This window comes from Sphingomonas plantiphila, from assembly GCF_046000505.1.
Taxonomy (GTDB): domain Bacteria; phylum Pseudomonadota; class Alphaproteobacteria; order Sphingomonadales; family Sphingomonadaceae; genus Sphingomonas; species Sphingomonas plantiphila.
In genome coordinates, this window is record NZ_JBELQC010000002.1 from 149596 (window position 1) to 165709 (window position 16114).

15 protein-coding genes are annotated in these 16114 nt (G+C 66.3%); 3 read left to right on the plus strand and 12 right to left on the minus strand.

Annotated features, from left to right (window positions below; translation table 11 throughout):
• Nucleotides 1-16 precede the first annotated feature (16 nt).
• Genes ABS767_RS12865 through ABS767_RS12915 form a run of 11 tightly spaced genes read right to left on the minus strand, consistent with a single transcriptional unit; the run spans nucleotide 17 to nucleotide 11229 of the window.
• Nucleotides 17-352, minus strand: coding sequence for an antibiotic biosynthesis monooxygenase (locus ABS767_RS12865; RefSeq protein ID WP_408078960.1), 336 nt, complete (start codon nucleotides 350-352; stop codon nucleotides 17-19).
• The gene (locus ABS767_RS12870; protein ID WP_408078962.1) at nucleotides 346-906 is read right to left on the minus strand and encodes an NADPH-dependent FMN reductase; all 561 of its coding nucleotides are present in this window, start codon (nucleotides 904-906) and stop codon (nucleotides 346-348) included. The genes ABS767_RS12865 and ABS767_RS12870 overlap by 7 nt, the downstream gene beginning before the upstream one ends.
• The gene (locus ABS767_RS12875; protein ID WP_408078964.1) at nucleotides 903-1793 is read right to left on the minus strand and encodes an alpha/beta fold hydrolase; all 891 of its coding nucleotides are present in this window, start codon (nucleotides 1791-1793) and stop codon (nucleotides 903-905) included. The genes ABS767_RS12870 and ABS767_RS12875 overlap by 4 nt, the downstream gene beginning before the upstream one ends.
• On the minus strand, nucleotides 1793-2989 hold the full coding sequence (locus ABS767_RS12880) for an acetyl-CoA C-acyltransferase (RefSeq protein WP_408078966.1): 1197 nt from the start codon (nucleotides 2987-2989) through the stop codon (nucleotides 1793-1795). Before ABS767_RS12880 ends, ABS767_RS12875 begins: the two co-directional genes overlap by 1 nt.
• Nucleotides 2990-3000: 11 nt before the next feature.
• Nucleotides 3001-4257, minus strand: coding sequence for a CaiB/BaiF CoA transferase family protein (locus ABS767_RS12885; RefSeq protein WP_408078968.1), 1257 nt, complete (start codon nucleotides 4255-4257; stop codon nucleotides 3001-3003).
• Nucleotides 4254-5780: an MFS transporter gene (locus ABS767_RS12890; RefSeq protein WP_408078970.1), complete on the minus strand. Its 1527-nt coding sequence runs from the start codon at nucleotides 5778-5780 to the stop codon at nucleotides 4254-4256. The genes ABS767_RS12885 and ABS767_RS12890 overlap by 4 nt, the downstream gene beginning before the upstream one ends.
• Nucleotides 5777-6838: an acyl-CoA dehydrogenase family protein gene (locus ABS767_RS12895; RefSeq protein WP_408078972.1), complete on the minus strand. Its 1062-nt coding sequence runs from the start codon at nucleotides 6836-6838 to the stop codon at nucleotides 5777-5779. The genes ABS767_RS12890 and ABS767_RS12895 overlap by 4 nt, the downstream gene beginning before the upstream one ends.
• A 3-nt stretch (nucleotides 6839-6841) precedes the next feature.
• Nucleotides 6842-8005 carry an acyl-CoA dehydrogenase family protein gene (locus ABS767_RS12900; protein ID WP_408078974.1) on the minus strand — a complete coding sequence of 388 codons (1164 nt, stop codon included), beginning with the start codon at nucleotides 8003-8005 and terminating at the stop codon, nucleotides 6842-6844.
• A gap of 4 nt (nucleotides 8006-8009) precedes the next feature.
• Nucleotides 8010-8777, minus strand: a complete 768-nt coding sequence (locus ABS767_RS12905; RefSeq protein WP_408078976.1) for an enoyl-CoA hydratase/isomerase family protein — start codon at nucleotides 8775-8777, stop codon at nucleotides 8010-8012.
• Nucleotides 8778-8785: 8 nt separating this feature from the next.
• Complete coding sequence (locus ABS767_RS12910; protein ID WP_408078978.1) at nucleotides 8786-9607, minus strand: enoyl-CoA hydratase; 822 nt, start codon at nucleotides 9605-9607, stop codon at nucleotides 8786-8788.
• Nucleotides 9604-11229 carry an AMP-binding protein gene (locus tag ABS767_RS12915; RefSeq protein ID WP_408078980.1) on the minus strand — a complete coding sequence of 542 codons (1626 nt, stop codon included), beginning with the start codon at nucleotides 11227-11229 and terminating at the stop codon, nucleotides 9604-9606. The genes ABS767_RS12910 and ABS767_RS12915 overlap by 4 nt, the downstream gene beginning before the upstream one ends.
• Nucleotides 11230-11362: 133 nt before the next feature.
• Between ABS767_RS12915 and ABS767_RS12920 the strand changes: the two genes are divergently transcribed.
• Both ABS767_RS12920 and ABS767_RS12925 read left to right on the plus strand, forming a co-directional pair.
• Entirely contained in the window at nucleotides 11363-12538 is a 1176-nt protein-coding gene (locus ABS767_RS12920) for an acyl-CoA dehydrogenase (protein ID WP_408078982.1), read from the plus strand.
• A 105-nt stretch (nucleotides 12539-12643) separates the two neighbouring features.
• Nucleotides 12644-13867 carry a CaiB/BaiF CoA transferase family protein gene (locus ABS767_RS12925; protein WP_408078984.1) on the plus strand — a complete coding sequence of 408 codons (1224 nt, stop codon included), beginning with the start codon at nucleotides 12644-12646 and terminating at the stop codon, nucleotides 13865-13867.
• A gap of 3 nt (nucleotides 13868-13870) precedes the next feature.
• Here ABS767_RS12925 and ABS767_RS12930 read toward each other — a convergent pair whose 3' ends face one another.
• On the minus strand, nucleotides 13871-14611 hold the full coding sequence (locus ABS767_RS12930; RefSeq protein ID WP_408078986.1) for an IclR family transcriptional regulator: 741 nt from the start codon (nucleotides 14609-14611) through the stop codon (nucleotides 13871-13873).
• 194 nt (nucleotides 14612-14805) lie between these two features.
• Between ABS767_RS12930 and ABS767_RS12935 the strand changes: the two genes are divergently transcribed.
• A complete protein-coding gene (locus ABS767_RS12935) occupies nucleotides 14806-16008 on the plus strand; it encodes an LLM class flavin-dependent oxidoreductase (RefSeq protein WP_408078988.1) in 1203 nt (400 codons plus the stop codon).
• Nucleotides 16009-16114: the final 106 nt, after the last annotated feature.

A 16114-nucleotide genomic window follows, 5' to 3' on the forward strand; every position in this document is an offset into this window, starting at 1 on the left:
CGTCCGCACCGTTCCGTTATGCTGCCTCGACGTCGCCCGCCGCTTGCTCGATCGCGCTGCGACTTTGCGCCAGATAGTGGCGGCGCAAGCCGTGCTGATCGATGCTGACGGAGGCGTCCTTGATCCCTTGCAGCATTGCCCGGTCCATCGCGATGCCGGCGGCCCGACGACACTCTTCATCGGGCCAATATTCGACCAAGGACAAGCACTCGGGCTCGGCGATGTGCGACAAGATCTCCACGCGCGTGCAGCCGCCCCGCCGGATCAGCCAGCGCGCCATTGCCTCCAGCCGGTCTTGCAAAGCCGCTTGCGCGCCATCCTTCGCGCGAAGTTCGTACCGCTGGATCAGCATAGGACGAGCCTTTCCACCATTTGCCCGGCGAGGATGTTCAGGCTCGCATCGATCTCGGGCGGCAAGCTGCTGTGCGGGCCGCTCGCCAAGGCGAGGGAGTTGACGGCAATACCCAGGGGGGTGGGCCATCCGCGCAATGCGTGCGCCACGGTGCGAAGCGTGGCCAAGGTCGATCCGGTGGCCTGCCAGCCATAGGCGCATGCGATGCACCCGACTGGCTTGCCCGACAGATAGGGGGACGGATCCCCCGCCAGGTCCTCGGCATAATCGAGCGCGTTCTTGACCAGGCCGGATATGGTGCCGTGATACCCTGGCGATGCGATCACGACGCCGGCGCTGTCGCGCATCAGCGCGACGAGCGCCGCTGCCGCCTGCGATCGGTCGGCGGCGCCCGCCTCGTAGATCGGCAGGACGAGGTCCGGCCCGGCGACGCATCGCGTGGCGACGCCCAGGTCTTCGATCCTGGCGAGGGCGGAGCGGAGAACGAACTCGGAGGAGGAGCCGACCCGCGTCGTTCCACCGATGCCCAGGATATAGGGAGGGGAGGGACTCATGCGACGCTTTCCATGCGCGACAATGCAGCCACCGCATCCGCGATCGCATCGTTCAGCTCCGGCGGAAGCTCATGGCCCATACCCTCGAACAATCGCAGTTGCGCGCCGGGGATCAGGGATGCCAGCGCCTCCCCGCCCTGATGCGGGACCAGCGGATCGTCGGTCCCGTGGATGACCAGCGTCGGCGCGGAGATGCGGCGCACCCGATCACTGCGATCCCCGTCCGCGAGGATTGCGGCGCGCTGACGCACATAGCCCAGCGGGCGGTGGGCCCGATCGATCTCGGCCGTAACCCGCGCGCGCAATGCGGCGGGTTCGGGCGGATAGGCCGGGCTCGCGATGACCATCGCGTTGTCGATGCCTTGCTCGATCAGCGCATCGCGGTCGTCCCCGCCGGCGCTCCGCCGGGCGAGCAGGGCCTGCGCCTCGGGCGAGGGGCCCGGCAGGTCCGGATTGCCCGTGGAGGTCATCACAAGGGTCAGGGTCGCGACCCGGTCGGGATGTGAAAATGCGAGGTGCTGGGCGATGAACCCACCCATCGAAACCCCGAAGATATCGGCGCGTGGGATCGACAGCGCATCGAGCAGGGTCACGACGTCGTCGGCAAGATCATCCAGGCGATAGGGCAGCGACACCGCTTCCCCGCCGCGCAATGCCCGCGCGAGCGTTTTCAGGTCCGGGGTGGTGTCGTCGGGATAGTCATGCGACTTGCCAGCGTCGCGATTGTCGAGACGGATCACCTGAAAGCCGCGATCGACCAGCGCCTGCCGGAATGGCGCCGACCATCGGATCAGCTGCGAGCCGAGTCCGCAGATCAGCACGATCGGGCGTCCGGCGCCCTCGACCTCATAGGCGATCGGTCCGTGTCGGGCGGCGAGCGTCGGCATCAGACGATCTCGAACAGGCCGGCGGCGCCCATGCCGCCGGCGGTGCACATCGACACCACGACCCAGCGCACGCCGCGCTTGCGCCCTTCGATCAGCGCGTGGCCGATCAGCCGCGCGCCGGTCATGCCGAACGGATGGCCGACCGCGATCGCGCCGCCATTGACGTTGTACTTGTCGGGATCGATGCCGAGATGGTCGCGGCAATAGAGGCACTGGCTGGCGAACGCCTCGTTGAGTTCCCACAGCCCGATATCGGCGACCGACAGCCCGGCCCGGTCGAGCAGCCTGGGGATCGCGAACACCGGGCCGATACCCATTTCCTCCGGGCCGCAGCCCGCCGCCTGGAAGCCGCGATAGATGCCGAGAATGTCCTTGCCCTCGGCCTGCGCGGTGGCGCGGTCCATTACGATCTGCGCGGCGGCGCCGTCGGAGAGCTGGCTGGCGTTGCCGGCGGTGATGTTGCGGCCTTCCTCGATGACCTGTCCGCCCTTCCACACCGTCTTGAGGCCCGCCAGCGCCTCGACGGTGGTGCCGGGGCGGATGCCCTCGTCCTGCGTCACCGTGACGGTCTCGCTGCCGGTGCGGTTGCCCTCCTTGTCGAAGATTGCCTTCTCGACCGTGATCGGCACGATCTCCTCGGCGAAGGCGCCGTTGGCGAGGCCCGCCTCGGCCCGCTGCTGGCTCTGCGCGCCATAGGCGTCTTGGCGCTCGCGGCTGATGCCGTAGCGTTCGGCGACGATCTCAGCGGTCTCGATCATCGCCATGTTGGCGTGCGGCTCGCGCGCCAGCACCGACTCGTTGCGAAAGCGCGGCGCGTCCTTGTTTACCGTCAGGCTGATCGATTCCATGCCGCCCGACAGCGCGACGTCGATATCGCCCGCGACGATCGAGCGCGCGGCAAGCGCGAGCGCGGTGAGGCCGGAGCCGCACTTGCGGTCGAGCGTGAAGGCGGGGACGCTCTGCGGCAGCCCGGCGGCGAACACCGCCATGCGCCCGGCATTGCCCCCCTGCGTGCCCCACTGGTTGCCGACGCCCCAGAAGATGTCGTCGATCCGCGCCGGATCGATCCCTGCACGCTCGACCGCGGCGTTCATCACATGGCCGGCAAGCACCGGCGCCTCGGTCGCGTTGAACGCGCCGCGATAGGCCTTGCCGATACCCGTCCGGGCGATAGAAACGATCGCGGCTTCGCGCATGATGGCTCCTGTCAGATAGCGATGCGATGGCGCAGATGCGCCGGAACGGGTTCGACCCAGCCGGTGCGCGCCGGGTCGATCTCCGGGACGGCGATGACCCGGCGCCGGACAAGCTCCGCCACCAGCTCGGCGTCGACTCCCAGCTCGCCGAGCACATCGGCGCTGTCGCTGCCGAGCGATCGGACATGCGAAGCGGGCGCATGACCGGCTTCGATCGCCGGCCCCGGTACGGGGACTTCGGTGCCGTCGGGATAGTGCACGCGATGGATCGCCCCGGACCCCTTGGCCTGTTCTTCATCGAAGAGTTGTCGCGCGCTGCGCATGACGCCGCAGGTGACGCCGAGCCGTTGCAGGGCGTCCATCGCTTCATGCGCGGTCATGTGATCGAACCGCTGTTGTCCCGCCGCGATGGCCGCCGTCTTGAGCGCGTCGTCGTTCAGGAAATCGGGTACGTCGATCATGCCCGGCGGCGCCCATTCCGGATGGCCGACAAACTGCGCGAAGCCGCGCCACATGCCGATGGTGATCGCCGCGACGAACAGGCTGCCCTCGCGTGTCGGAAACAGGTGGACGAAGCGGGTTCCGGCGCGGGTGGCCGAGCGCGTCGGATCGAGATTCCACAGCCCGATCATCGAGATCTGGTGGCCGAGATAGGTCGTCATGACGTCGAGCATGTTCATCTCGATCAGGCGCCCACGCCCGGTCCGCTCGCGTTCCGCCAACGCGACAGCCGCGGCAAAGGCGGCGTGCGCGCCGACGCTGTGGTCGGCAAACAGGATCTGGCTCAGCAGGGGCGGGCCGTCCTCGCTGCCGGTCATTTCGGCGATCCCGCTCATCGCGATGATCGACCCGTCGAATGCGGCATAGTCCGCCCAGGGGCCGCGCATGTCGTAGCCGGTGACATGCACCATCACCGCGCGCGGGTTGAGCGCCGATAGATGCTCGAACCCGAAGCCCAGCTTCTCGGGCACCCCGCGGGTATAGTTGGTGATGACGACATCGGCCCAGCCGAGCAGCGGATCGAGCACAAGTGGCGCATCGGGGCTGCGCAGATCGACCGCTACGCTGCGCTTGCCGCGATTATGGCAGGCAAACAGCATCGAATCATCGACCTGCCCGACCTGCAGGCTCTTTCGCGAGGGATCGCCCGACAGCGGCTCGACCTTGATGACCTCCGCGCCCTGATCGCCCATCATCTGGGCGGCGTGCGGACCGGCGATATAGTGGCCGATCTCGAGCACGCGGACGCCCGCCAGCGGACCGCTCATGGATGCACCGGATTGGGGCGGGTTTCGCGGGGCAGCGGCTTGCCGTCGGACAGCTCGGCATCGCCGGGCATCGTCGTCGCCTCGGCATAGATTTCGCTCAGCCGGCGCAGATTATCCTCATGCTGCTCCTTGCTGATGCGGTAGCGGCTGACGAACCACATCGCGATCAGGATCAGCCCGCCGTAAATCGGGATGTAGAGCAGCGCGAGCAGGTCAAGCTGCGATTCACTGACGGATCCGCGCGGCGTCTTCATGTCGAAGCCGACGGCCGACAGGACGAGGCCGGCGACGAACACGCCGATGCCCGACACGAATTTGCGGAACAGATTGTCGGCGGAGAACAGCAGGCCTTCGGACCGGCGACCCGTCTTCAACTCGCTGTCCTCGACGATGTCCGCGATCATCGACGGGACGAGAACCGCGCCGGCGATCAGCAAGATCTGGGTCGTGACATTCTCCACCAGCAACACGGGGAAGACGATCCAGTGGTCGTTGCCCGGCAGGATATCGATCGTACGCAATGCCAGCGGCAGCAGCGTCACGAACATCGCCGAGAACCATGTGACGAGCGTCGCGCGCTTCTTCCCCCACCAGCCGACCAGCACGGGCGCGATCACGACGCCCAGCAGGCTTCCCGGCACCTGCGCAACGGTCAGGATCGCGATCTCGTTCTGGTCGAAATCCCAGAAGTAGAGATAGAAATACACCTCCAGTGCCGCGCGCGCGCCGATCGCGGCCATGTAGATCATTCCCGCGATCGCCATGAACACGAAGGACGGGTTGCTTAGCGTGGCGAAGATTTCGCCGAACATCGATCGCGGGGTCAGTTTGCGCTTGGGCGGTTGGCGCAAATAGCGGATGCGGTCGTGCGTGCCCGCAGCCGAGCACAGGATGACGACGAAGATGATCGCTGCCGCGACGATGGAATAGCTGGTGTATCCGGCGCGCTCGGTCACACCGCCGGTGCTCTCCGCCATGAAATAGCGGTAGCCGGCGAGCACCATCAGCAAGCCGCCGCAGGTCTCGAACGCCTTGCGCCAGCTGATCAGCTTGGTCCGCTCGTTATATTCCGGCGCCAGCTCCGGGCCCAGCGCGACGCTCGGCAGCTCGAAGAAGGTATCGAACGTCCGCACGACGAGTAGGCAGGTCAGCATATAGGCGAACAGCTGGCCATGGGTCAGCCCCGCAGGCGGGTTCCACAGAAAGTAGAAGCCCAGCGCCAACGGCAGCGCGGCGGCATACATGAACGGATGCCGCCGCCCCCAGCGCGACCGGAAGTTGTCGGACAGCTGGCCGATGATCGGATCGACCAGCGAGTCGTAGATCGTCGCGATCAGGATGACGCTCGCCACCATCGCCGGCGGCAGGCCCACCGCCTGATTGTAGAAGATCAGCAGGAATGCGGTGAAGCTGCGGGTCTTGATCCCGGTAGAGGCGGAGCCGATGCCATAGGCAAGCCGGGTCCTGAGCGAGAGGGGCGGCGGCAGCGCCGCGCGCGCCGGACGTGCGTCAGCCGAAATCATGCTTCATCTTCCTCTGCTGCGAGCAGGCGTTCGGCTTGCCAGGCACGGTCCCCCCATTCGAGATCCGCCAGGATCAGCCGCTTGCCGATGCGAGTCGGTCGGTTTTCTTCGGTCATGCCCATGCCGCCATGCAGCTGGATCGAGGTCTCGGCGACGAACCGTCCGACCTCGCCGACGCGCAGCTTGGTCCTGGCGATCTCGCGCGCTGGCAGTCGGCCCGGATCGTCCTCGATCGCGCGCAGGGTCGCCGCGGTCAGGGCATGTGCGTTCTGATAGGCGATGTACATGTCGGCGACATGGTGGCGGAGCACCTGGAAACTCGACAGCGGAACGCCGAACTGGTGGCGCTCGCGCAGATAGCCGACGGTATCTTCGATCACCGTCGCAGCACCCGCGACGATCTCGACGCACGCCGCCAGTGCGGCAAGGTCGATCGCGCGGTCGATGTCCTTGCCCGGATAGCATGCCGCGATCGGCACCGCGTCGAAGCGCAGGTCCATGGCGAGGCGGCCGTCGATCCGCTGGTGGACGCGCTGTTCGACCTGCTCGGCGGGCACCAGCACCACGTCGCCATCCAGCGCGATCAGGAAGTGGGTCGAATCCGGGACGCATTCGGTGCCCAGCACAGCGCCCGAGATCCGGTCGTCCGTGATGCTCAGCGTCGATGCGTCAGGCCAGGCCGCGCGCCACGGGTACACGGCGTCGAGGACGACCGTCGGGCGCAGTTCCCCGTCGGCGACGCGCGTCAGCGCGGCATCGTCGAGCAGATGCGGCAGCAGCAGTGACGATTTGACGAGGGGGAGGGGAAGCGCGTAGCGCGCCGCCCCCTCGATCAGGGCGAAGGTATCGATCGCCGATCCGCCGACGCCGCCCAGTGCCTCGGGGATCAGCGACAGCGGCCAGCCCAGCGCCACGGCGCTGTCCCAAACCTGTTCGAGATCCGCCTGCCAGTCCGATCCGCGGCGCGCGGAGCCGGCACGCGCATCCGCGTCTTCGGCGAACCTCGCGGCGACTTCGAACAGTTCGCCTCCGGTGACGGGGTGATATTCAAATGCCATGGATCAGCTTCCGAACAGATCGCGTGCGATCACGTTCTTTTGCACCTCGTTCGATCCGCCTAGGATCGTGCGCGCGCGGTGGAACATGTAGTTCTGGACCCATTCCACGCCGTCCACCGCCTCGTTCCCGGTGGTGGAGTAGCGCGACGCGGCGACCGCGCCCTGAACCTCGAGTGCGATCTCGCTCACCCGCTGCTGGATGCGGGACGACGCGGCCTTCAGCACCGACGGCTGCAGGCGCAGCGGCTGGCCCGCCGCCACCGTCGCGACCGCGCGCCGACCGAGCTCGCGTTGGCCCGCCAGTTCGGCTTCGCACTGCGCCAGCCGCATCTCCAGCGCGCGGCGCCGCACTTCATTGTCGCGACCCGGGAGCGCATCGCGCACCAGCGCCCGCGTCCGCCGCAGATATTGCGTCAGCGGCGCGGTATTGGCCGAGCCAAGGCGTTCGCGGTCCAGCAGAAACTTGCCGATCTCCCAGCCTTGCCCGTCTTGCCCGATCCGGTTCGCGACGGGCACGCGCACGTCCTCCAGGAACACTTCGTTGACATGGTGCCAGCCGTCGATCGTCCGCACCTCGCGCACCGTCACGCCCGCCGAGTCCAGCGGGATCAGCAGCATCGTGATACCATCCTGCTTGCGCGCCCCGTCGCCGGAGCGAACCAGGGTGTACATCATGTCCGCCTCATGGGCGTGGCTGGTCCACAGCTTCTGCCCCGTCACGACATACTCGCCGTCGTCCAGCACCGCGCGGGTCTTCAGCGCGGCGAGGTCGCTTCCCGCGCCCGGCTCGGAATAGCCCTGACACCACCATTGCCCACCCGTCAGGATGGGCGGCAGGAAGCGCTCCTTCTGCTCCTGCGATCCATATTCGATCAGCACCGGCCCGAGATGTCGCAGCCCGTGGTGATATTGCGGCGGGCATTCGCATTCCGCAGTCACTTCATCGAAGATGAAGCGCTGGCGAACGTCCCAGCCGGTGCCGCCATGTTCGACCGGCCAGCTGGGGGCGCCCCATCCGTGATCGTAGAGGATCCGCTGCCAGCGGCTCCATTCCGCGCGCCCGATCTTGCGGTTCGCGGCGACCGTCTCGCGGATGTCGGCGGGACATGCGCGCAGGGCGAACGCCCGGACTTCCTCGCGGAACGCGTCGTAGTCGATGGCGGACATACGCTCAGTACCCCTTGAACACGGGCGCGCGCTTTTCGAGGAATGCGGCGCGTGCCTCCTTGGCATCGTCGGTGCGCGACAGTTCCTGGGTGAAGTTCTGCTCCATGCGATAGCCGTCCTTGGCCGGCATGTTCTCGACCATGTTGCAGCTGATCTTCGCATAGCGGATGCCGAGCGGGCTCTTCGACGCGATCTCCGCGGCGAGCGCGCGCGCGGCCGGCATCAGCTCCGCACTCGGATGCACCGCGTCCACCGCGCCGAAGCGACAGGCCTCTTCGGCGGAGATTGCCGCGCCGGTGAACATCAGGCGGCGCGTCATGCCCTTGGGGAACAGGCGGCTGAGCATCGCCGCGCCGCCGGCCAGCCCGACATTGATTTCCGGCATGCCGAAGCGCGCCTTCTCCGATGCCAGCGTGATGTCGCACGCCATGGCCAGCCCGAAGCCGGCCCCGAGCGCCGCGCCGTCGACGGCCGCGATGACCGGCTTGAAACATTCCTTGATCGCGTTGCCCGTCTCACGGACGAAGCGCGCGTGGTGCGCATAGTCGCCATATCTGTCGGGGTCCGGCCGGTCCTTCAGGTCGGCGCCCCCGCAAAAGACCCGCTGATCGGAACAGAGGATCGCGACCCGGATATCGGGCGATTCCGAGATCCGGTCGAAGGCGGCGATCAGCTCCCCGCGCAGTTCCAGCCCCAGCGCGTTCACCGGCGCCCGCCGCATGGTCACCGTGGCGATATGGTCCGCTACTTCGATCGTCAGCATCTCGCTCATGCCAGTCCTCACTCACCACGAAAAACAGGAGGGCGCTTCTCTGCAAAGGCGGCGCGGCCCTCGCGATAGTCGGCGCTCGCGAAACAGGCCTGCACGGCGGCATCGACCGCCGCGCTGTCCCGCTCCGCCAGCGCCTTGACGGCTTCGTTCACCGCCATCTTGGCCGCGCGAACCGTCATCGGGGCGTTGCGCGCGACCATGCGGGCATAGTCCGTCGTCGCATCCGACAGACCGCTCTCCACGACCTTGTTGATCAGGCCGATCCGCAGTGCTTCCGCGGCATCGAGCTGCCGGGCGGAGAACAACATGTCCTTCGCCGCGCCTGGGCCGGTCAGCCGGACGAGATCGACGACCCCGCCCAGCCCATAGCCGAGCCCGAGCTTCGCCGCCGGAATGCCGAACACCGACTTCGCCGAAGCGATACGGATGTCGCAGCCCAGCGCGACGACCAGCCCGCCCCCGATACAATAGCCGTCGATCATCGCGATCAGCGGTTTGGCAAAGCCATTGAGGTCGGTGCGCGCCTTGCGGCTGACCGCGGTATAGGCTTCGTTTGCCTCGGGAGAGTTCCGTTTCGCGCCAAATTCGGACAGGTCCGCGCCGGATACGAACGCCTTGCCGCCGGCGCCGGTCACGACGACCGCGCGCACCGCATCATCGGCGGCGAAGGTGGCGAGCAGCGCGCTGATCCCCGCCCACATGTCGAGCGAGACGGCGTTATGCTTGGCGGGGCTGTTGAAGATCATCCAGCCGATGTCCCCGTCCACCCGGCCCAGCAACCGCTCGGTGCCGCTGTCGATGAAGGCGCCGCTGCCCAGATCGGTCGTCATGCCGCGATCCCTTCATTGCCGATCGCGAGCCTGCGGATTGCGGCATAGTCGAGCTTGCCGTTGGGTGCGCGGCCGAGATCGGGGACGATCACCATGCTGCGTGGCACCTTGAACGAGGCGATCTGCGACCGGACGAACTTCGCGAGGACGTCGAGGCCGGGGTTGGTGGCGGTCCGCTCCAGCTCGATCACCGCGCAGATGCGCTCTCCGAAGCGCGGGTCGGGCAGACCGATCACCGCCGCGTCGCGCACCGCCTCATGCCGCTTCAGCGCTTCTTCGACCTCTTCGGGGAAGACCTTCTCGCCGCCGGTGTTGATGCACTGGCTGCCCCTGCCGAGCAGTGCCAGCGTGCCGTCGGCCTCCACCGTCGCCCAGTCGCCGGGCATCGACCAGCGGCGACCCTCGATGACCGGGAATGTACGCGCGGTCTTTTCCGGGTCCTTGTAATAGCCAAGGGGAATATGCCCGGCGACGGCGACCAGGCCGGCCTCGCCGCTGCCCGGCTCGATCCGCCTGCCATCCTCGGCAAAGACGGCGCAGTTCGGGCCCAGGACGAAGCGTCCGGTGTCCGCCATCGCCTTCGCCGTCGAATGCGACGTCGCCATCTGAAACCCCTCCGACGAGGCGAAGGTGTCGGTCAGCGTCGCGTGCGGCATATGGCGCAGCAACCCCAGCTTATTTTCGATGCTCCACATCGTGCCGGACGAGTTGATGTTGCGAACGGCAGAGAGGTCCCAGCGCCCGGGATGGGCATCGAGCGTGTCGAGCAGCGGGCCGGCAAATGCCATGCCGACGATCGAAATGCGCGCCACGCGCAGCCGTGCGGCCTCGTCGAGCAGCTTGACCGGATCGAAGCCGGTGCCCGGCAGCGTCGCTGCCATCCCGCCCGAATTGAGCGCCGCGATCGCGCTCATCAGCCCGGTACCGTGCATCAGCGGGCAGGCGACCAGGGTCGACAGCGGCGGATGGCTGGCGGCGCGCACACCGGCCTCGTCGGGCGAGGACAGGGGCGGAAGGCCCATGGCGACGTTCGCGCAATAATTGCCGACGCCGATCAGGTCGGCCTGACGCCAGATCACGCCCTTGGGCTTGCCGGTGGTACCGCCGGTATAGATAATGATCCGGTCATCGCCCGACCGTTGCTCGACGCCGATCCGTGGGGCCGCAGGGCCGCTCACGATCTCGTCGAAGTCGATCGCCCAGGCGGGAAGCGGGTCGCGATGCTGATGCACCGCGATCCAGCGCTGGACCTGTGGCAGGTCGCGACGGACGTGCTGGACATGCCCGGCATAGGCGATGTCGAACACCACCGCTTCGGCATCGGCATTGTCCAGCAGGTAGACGATTTCGCCGGGGCCGTAGCGATAGTTGACGTTGAACGGCACGACCGAGATTTTCAGCGCCGCATATACGGCGATCATATAGTCGGGAGTGTTGGGCAGATAGATGCCTAGTTTCGATCCCGGCCGCAGTCCGGCTTCGCGCAGAGTCGCGGCCAGCGTGCCCGCGCGGCGCTCGAAGGTCTGCCAGTCGATCGACCTGTCGCCATGGACCAGCGCGGCCCGCTCGGGCTGGGCCGCAGCCAATGCGTCCCAGATGTTGGCATAGGTCCAGGCCAGCATCGAAATCCCTCTCCCTCGATCGTCGGACCATCTGACTGACCGCTCGATTGCACTTGCTAAAGAAGCGACTTTGCAAGATCAAGCGATTTGTGAACAATGTTCCACTAAATGGAACGATGGATGGGAGTCGCGCGTGAGGCGGTATGATTGGCAGGATGCACTGCTGCTCGATGAGCAGCTCGAAGAGGACGAACGGATGGTGCGGGACAGCGCCCGTGCCTATGCGCAGGACAAGCTCGCGCCGCGGGTGCTGCACGCCTTCGAGCGCGAGCACACCGATCCGGAAATCTTCCGCGAGATGGGGGCGCTGGGACTGCTCGGGCCGACGCTTCCGGAAGACTATGGCGGCATCGGTGCCTCCTATGTTTCCTATGGCCTGATCGCGCGCGAGGTCGAGCGGGTCGACTCCGGCTACCGCTCGATGATGTCGGTGCAATCGAGCCTCGTGATGTTTCCCATCCACGCCTATGGCAGCGAGGCGCAGAAGCAGCACTACCTGCCAAGGCTCGCCTCGGGCGAGGCGATCGGCTGCTTCGGGCTGACCGAGCCCGACGCGGGATCGGACCCGGGCGGCATGAAGACCCGCGCGGTGAAGACCGCCGAGGGATACCGGCTAAACGGCAGCAAGACGTGGATCTCCAACGCGCCCATCGCCGACGTGTTCGTCATCTGGGCGAAGTCGGACGTACATGGCGGCGCGATCCGCGGGTTCGTGCTGGACAAGGGGACCAAGGGGCTCAGCGCGCCGAAGATCGACGGCAAGCTGTCGTTGCGCGCATCGATCACCGGCATGGTCGTGCTCGACGATGTGGAGGTGGGCGAGGACGCGTTGCTGCCCGAGGTGGAGGGGCTCAAAGGCCCGTTCGGCTGCCTGAACCGCGCGCGCTACGGCATCTCATGGGGTGCGCTCGGCGCCGCTGAATGCTGCTTCGAAGCTGCGCGGCAATATGGCCTCGACCGGCACCAGTTCGGCCGTCCGCTCGCCGCGACTCAGCTCTACCAGAAGAAGCTCGCCGACATGCAGACGGAGATCGCGCTGGGCCTGCAGGCGTCGCTGCAGGTCGGTCGCTTGATGGATCGCGGCATGTTTGCGCCGGAGATGGTGTCGATCGTGAAGCGCAACAATGTCGGAAAGGCGCTCGCCATCGCGCGCGAGGCCCGGGACATGCACGGCGGCAACGGCATTTCGGGCGAGTTTGGCGTGATGCGCCACGCGCTGAACCTCGAGACGGTCAACACCTATGAGGGCACGCACGATGTCCACGCGCTGATCCTGGGGCGCGCAATCACCGGTCTGGCGGCATTTTGACCCAAGGCAGCTGCAATAAATTACTTTCCATATTGTGGAACACTATTCCGATGAATATGGTGCCGAGTCATAAAGCGGCATGAATTGCGCGGAAAGGGATTTCATTTGATCGCGACGGAAACCAAAGCCGCCACAGAGGGGAACACTGCGACGGGGCCGGAAACGGCACTGCCGCTTCAGGGACTGGTGGTGCTGGACCTGACGCTGGCCCGCGCCGGCCCGACCTGCGTGCGCCATTTCGCCGATTGGGGCGCGGACGTGATTCGCGTCCAACCCCCTGACACGGGCGACGAAGAGGTGATCGGTCGCCGCGACGGGTCCGATTACCAGAACATGCATCGCGGCAAGCGCGTCATCACGCTGGATCTCAAGACGAAGGCCGGCCACGCCGCCTTCATCGAACTGGTCAAGCGCGCCGACGTCATGGTGGAGAATATGCGTGCGCCGGTGAAGCACCGGCTCGGCATCGACTGGGACACGCTGCACGCGGCGAACCCGGGGCTGATCCTTGGCAGCATCAGCGGTTTCGGCCAGACCGGTCCCTATACGGCACGCGCCGGGGTCGATCAGATTGCGCAGGGGATGAGCGGGTTGATGTCGGTGACGGGGGCGCCCGGCGGCGGGCCGATGCGCGTCGGTATCGCGGTCGCGGATCTGACGTCCGGCAATCTGCTGGCACTATCGATCATGATGGCGCTCTACGAGCGCGCGCGCACGGGGGTGGGGCGGTGGGTGCACACCTCGCTGCTCGAAAGCCAGATTTTCATGCTCGACTTCCAGGCCGCCCGCTATCTGCAGACCGGGGTGGTTCCCGTGCAGGTCGGGAACGACCATCCGACGGCCGTGCCGACCGGCGTCTTCCCGACGCTGGACGGGTGGGTGAACATCGGCGCATCCTCGTCGAAGCAATGGACCAATCTGTGCCGCGTGATCGAGCCTGCCTGGCTCGACAAGCCCGAATGGCAGTCGCAGGCCGACCGTAGTCGTGACCGCGCGGCCGTCCACGAAGCCTTGGCCGAGCGGACCGCACAGCAACCGACGGCGCACTGGGTGGAAGCATTCGAGGGGGTGGGGATCCCCTGTGGACCGATTTACACGATCGACCAGGTATTCGAGGATCCACAGGTCCGGCATCTCGACATGACGCCGGAGGTCGATCACGATCGGCTCGGCAAGATGCGTCTGGTGGGGTCGCCGCTCAACTTCGAGGGGCATCCGCGCAAGCTGCGCTCAGCGGCGAAGATCACCGGCGTGGACACGGTCGAAGTGCTGCGTTCGATCGGCTATGACGATGCCCAGATCGCCGAGGTCACCGGCAGTTCGACTTGAGTGCTAAAGCTCGCCCACCGTTTCGGCGATGCGCGCGCAGGTGTAGAGCAACGCCTCGACGATCTGCGCGTCCTTCGCCGGATCGACGCGCTCGGTCGGTGCGGTGACGGAGATGGCGGCCGCGGCGCGGCCGTCCCGACCCATGATGGGCGCGCCATAGCTGCAGATGCCGACCGTCCAGCTGCCATTGGCGCTGGTATACCCCTTGGTCCGCACCTCTTCGAGGTCGGCCATGATCTGGCGCGGGTCCAGCCCCTGCGCACGCGGGCGGGTGGCGATCGAGTGCTGGATGATCTGTTCGGCGTCGGGCTCGTGCGCCAGCATCGCCTTGCCCGGCGCGGTCATCACCGCGAGCGCGCGCGATCCCGGCTGGGTCGAGAAGCGCAACGGGCGGGCGGCCAGGATCTTGTCGAGGAACAACACCTCGTCGCCGTCGAGCACCAGGAGGTTGATCGTCTCCTGGGTCAGCCTGTGCAATTCCTGCATATAGGGCGCGGCGGCGCGCTTTGCGGGATGGTCCGCGATGATGTTCTGGCCCCATTCCCACAATTTGAGCGTGGTGCTGTAGCGGCCGGAATCGGCATCCTGCTGAACGAAACCCAGCTCTATCAATGTCCCCAGCAGGCGATGCACGCCGCTTTTCGGAAGCTTCAACTCTTCTGCGATGACAGACAGTCGGACCGATCCCCTGCTGCGCACCAGCAGCTCGAGGACGTTCACCCCTTTGACGATCGTGGATTCCATCGGCGGCTTCCTAAGCAAGCATTGGGCACTTCACCAGATTTTTACGCGCTGCGCGAGCAGACCGCAATCTATCCGGCGATAAGTTCCATATAATGGAACGAGTTTATGAAATAGCATACTTTGTTCTTGCCTTGGCGCGCGAATCGCGCAATTCCTGTGAATCAGAGCAGCGACACAGCGTTTGGAGGGTGAGGATGAAATTCGGGATTTTCTATGAGCTGCAACTGCCGCGCCCGTGGCACGCCGACAGCGAATACAATCTCTATCACAACGCGCTGCACCAGCTCGAACTCGCCGACCGGCTGGGCTACGACTATGCCTGGGAGGTCGAGCACCACTTCCTCGAGGAATATTCGCACAGCTCCGCGCCCGAGGTGTTCCTCGCCGCAGCCGCGCAGCGCACCAAGCAGATCCGTCTGGGTCACGGCATCTTCCAGCTGACGACCAACCATCCCGCAAAGCTTGCGGCGAAGGTCGCGGCGCTGGACCTGATTTCGGACGGACGCGTCGAATTCGGCATGGGCGAGAGCGCCAGCGTGACCGAGCTTGGCCCGTTCGACGTCAATTTCGACGACAAGCGCGCGATCTTCGAGGATGCGGTGCGGTGCATCACCCCGATGTTCGGCGACGCGCCGGTCGAGTATCACGGCCCCTACCACGATTTCCCGCTGCGCAACGTCGTGCCGAAGCCGCGCCAGAAGCCGCATCCGCCGATGTGGACCGCCTGTTCGCAGCTGGAGACGATCCAATATGCGGGCGAGAAGGGCTTCGGCGCGCTGGGGTTCCAGTTCGTCAGCTCGGATGCGGCGCGCGCCTGGGTGCATGCCTATTACAATGCCTTCACCAAGCGGCGCGCCCCGCTGGCGGACTATCAGCCCAATCCGAATATCGCGCTGGTCTCGATGTTCATGTGCGCCGAGACGGACGAGGAGGCGCAGCGCAAGGCCGATGGCGCGACCTTCTTCCAGTTCTGCCTGCGCTATTATGGCCAAAGCCAGGATCGCGAGCGCCCTGCGGCCGGGTCGGTCAACATGTGGGAGCTCTACAACGACTGGAAGCGGGCCAATCCGGAAAGCGCCGCCGCTGCCCTGCGCGGCGGCCTGATCGGATCGCCCGAAACGCTGCGCCGCAAGCTGCGCAAGTTCGAGGAATCGCACATCGATCAGGTCATCCTGCTTAACCAGGCAGGCATGAACACGCACGAGGACATCTGTTCGAGCCTCGAGCTGTTCGCGAAAGAGGTGATGCCCGAATTCCACGCCAACATCCCCGCGCACGAGGCGTGGAAGGCCGGTGTGCTGTCGGGAGAAATCCAGCTCGAGGAAATCGAGACCGAGGCGTTCAAGCAGCGCTACGGCGCCAAGGCGCTCAACATTCAGCCGGTTAAGGCAGCCTGATCGGTCGCCGGGCACGCGGTGCCCGGCGACGCACTGCGCGCCTCGGCGCGCTTGAGCCGGACCTGACGTACGGGCCGGTGTTTGAACCGCAACGACGGTCTATGGG

Coding starts and splice junctions, on each gene's coding strand:
- ABS767_RS12870 (WP_408078962.1), bottom strand. CDS start 906: ATGAGTCCCTCCCCTCCCTATATCCTGGGCATCGGTGGAACGACGCGG.
- ABS767_RS12910 (WP_408078978.1), bottom strand. CDS start 9,607: ATGACGACCGATCTGGGCAGCGGCGCCTTCATCGACAGCGGCACCGAG.
- ABS767_RS12905 (WP_408078976.1), bottom strand. CDS start 8,777: ATGAGCGAGATGCTGACGATCGAAGTAGCGGACCATATCGCCACGGTG.
- ABS767_RS12930 (WP_408078986.1), bottom strand. CDS start 14,611: ATGGAATCCACGATCGTCAAAGGGGTGAACGTCCTCGAGCTGCTGGTG.
- ABS767_RS12900 (WP_408078974.1), bottom strand. CDS start 8,005: ATGTCCGCCATCGACTACGACGCGTTCCGCGAGGAAGTCCGGGCGTTC.
- ABS767_RS12875 (WP_408078964.1), bottom strand. CDS start 1,793: ATGCCGACGCTCGCCGCCCGACACGGACCGATCGCCTATGAGGTCGAG.
- ABS767_RS12880 (WP_408078966.1), bottom strand. CDS start 2,989: ATGCGCGAAGCCGCGATCGTTTCTATCGCCCGGACGGGTATCGGCAAG.
- ABS767_RS12895 (WP_408078972.1), bottom strand. CDS start 6,838: ATGGCATTTGAATATCACCCCGTCACCGGAGGCGAACTGTTCGAAGTC.
- ABS767_RS12890 (WP_408078970.1), bottom strand. CDS start 5,780: ATGATTTCGGCTGACGCACGTCCGGCGCGCGCGGCGCTGCCGCCGCCC.
- ABS767_RS12865 (WP_408078960.1), bottom strand. CDS start 352: ATGCTGATCCAGCGGTACGAACTTCGCGCGAAGGATGGCGCGCAAGCG.
- ABS767_RS12885 (WP_408078968.1), bottom strand. CDS start 4,257: ATGAGCGGTCCGCTGGCGGGCGTCCGCGTGCTCGAGATCGGCCACTAT.
- ABS767_RS12935 (WP_408078988.1), top strand. CDS start 14,806: ATGAAATTCGGGATTTTCTATGAGCTGCAACTGCCGCGCCCGTGGCAC.
- ABS767_RS12915 (WP_408078980.1), bottom strand. CDS start 11,229: ATGCTGGCCTGGACCTATGCCAACATCTGGGACGCATTGGCTGCGGCC.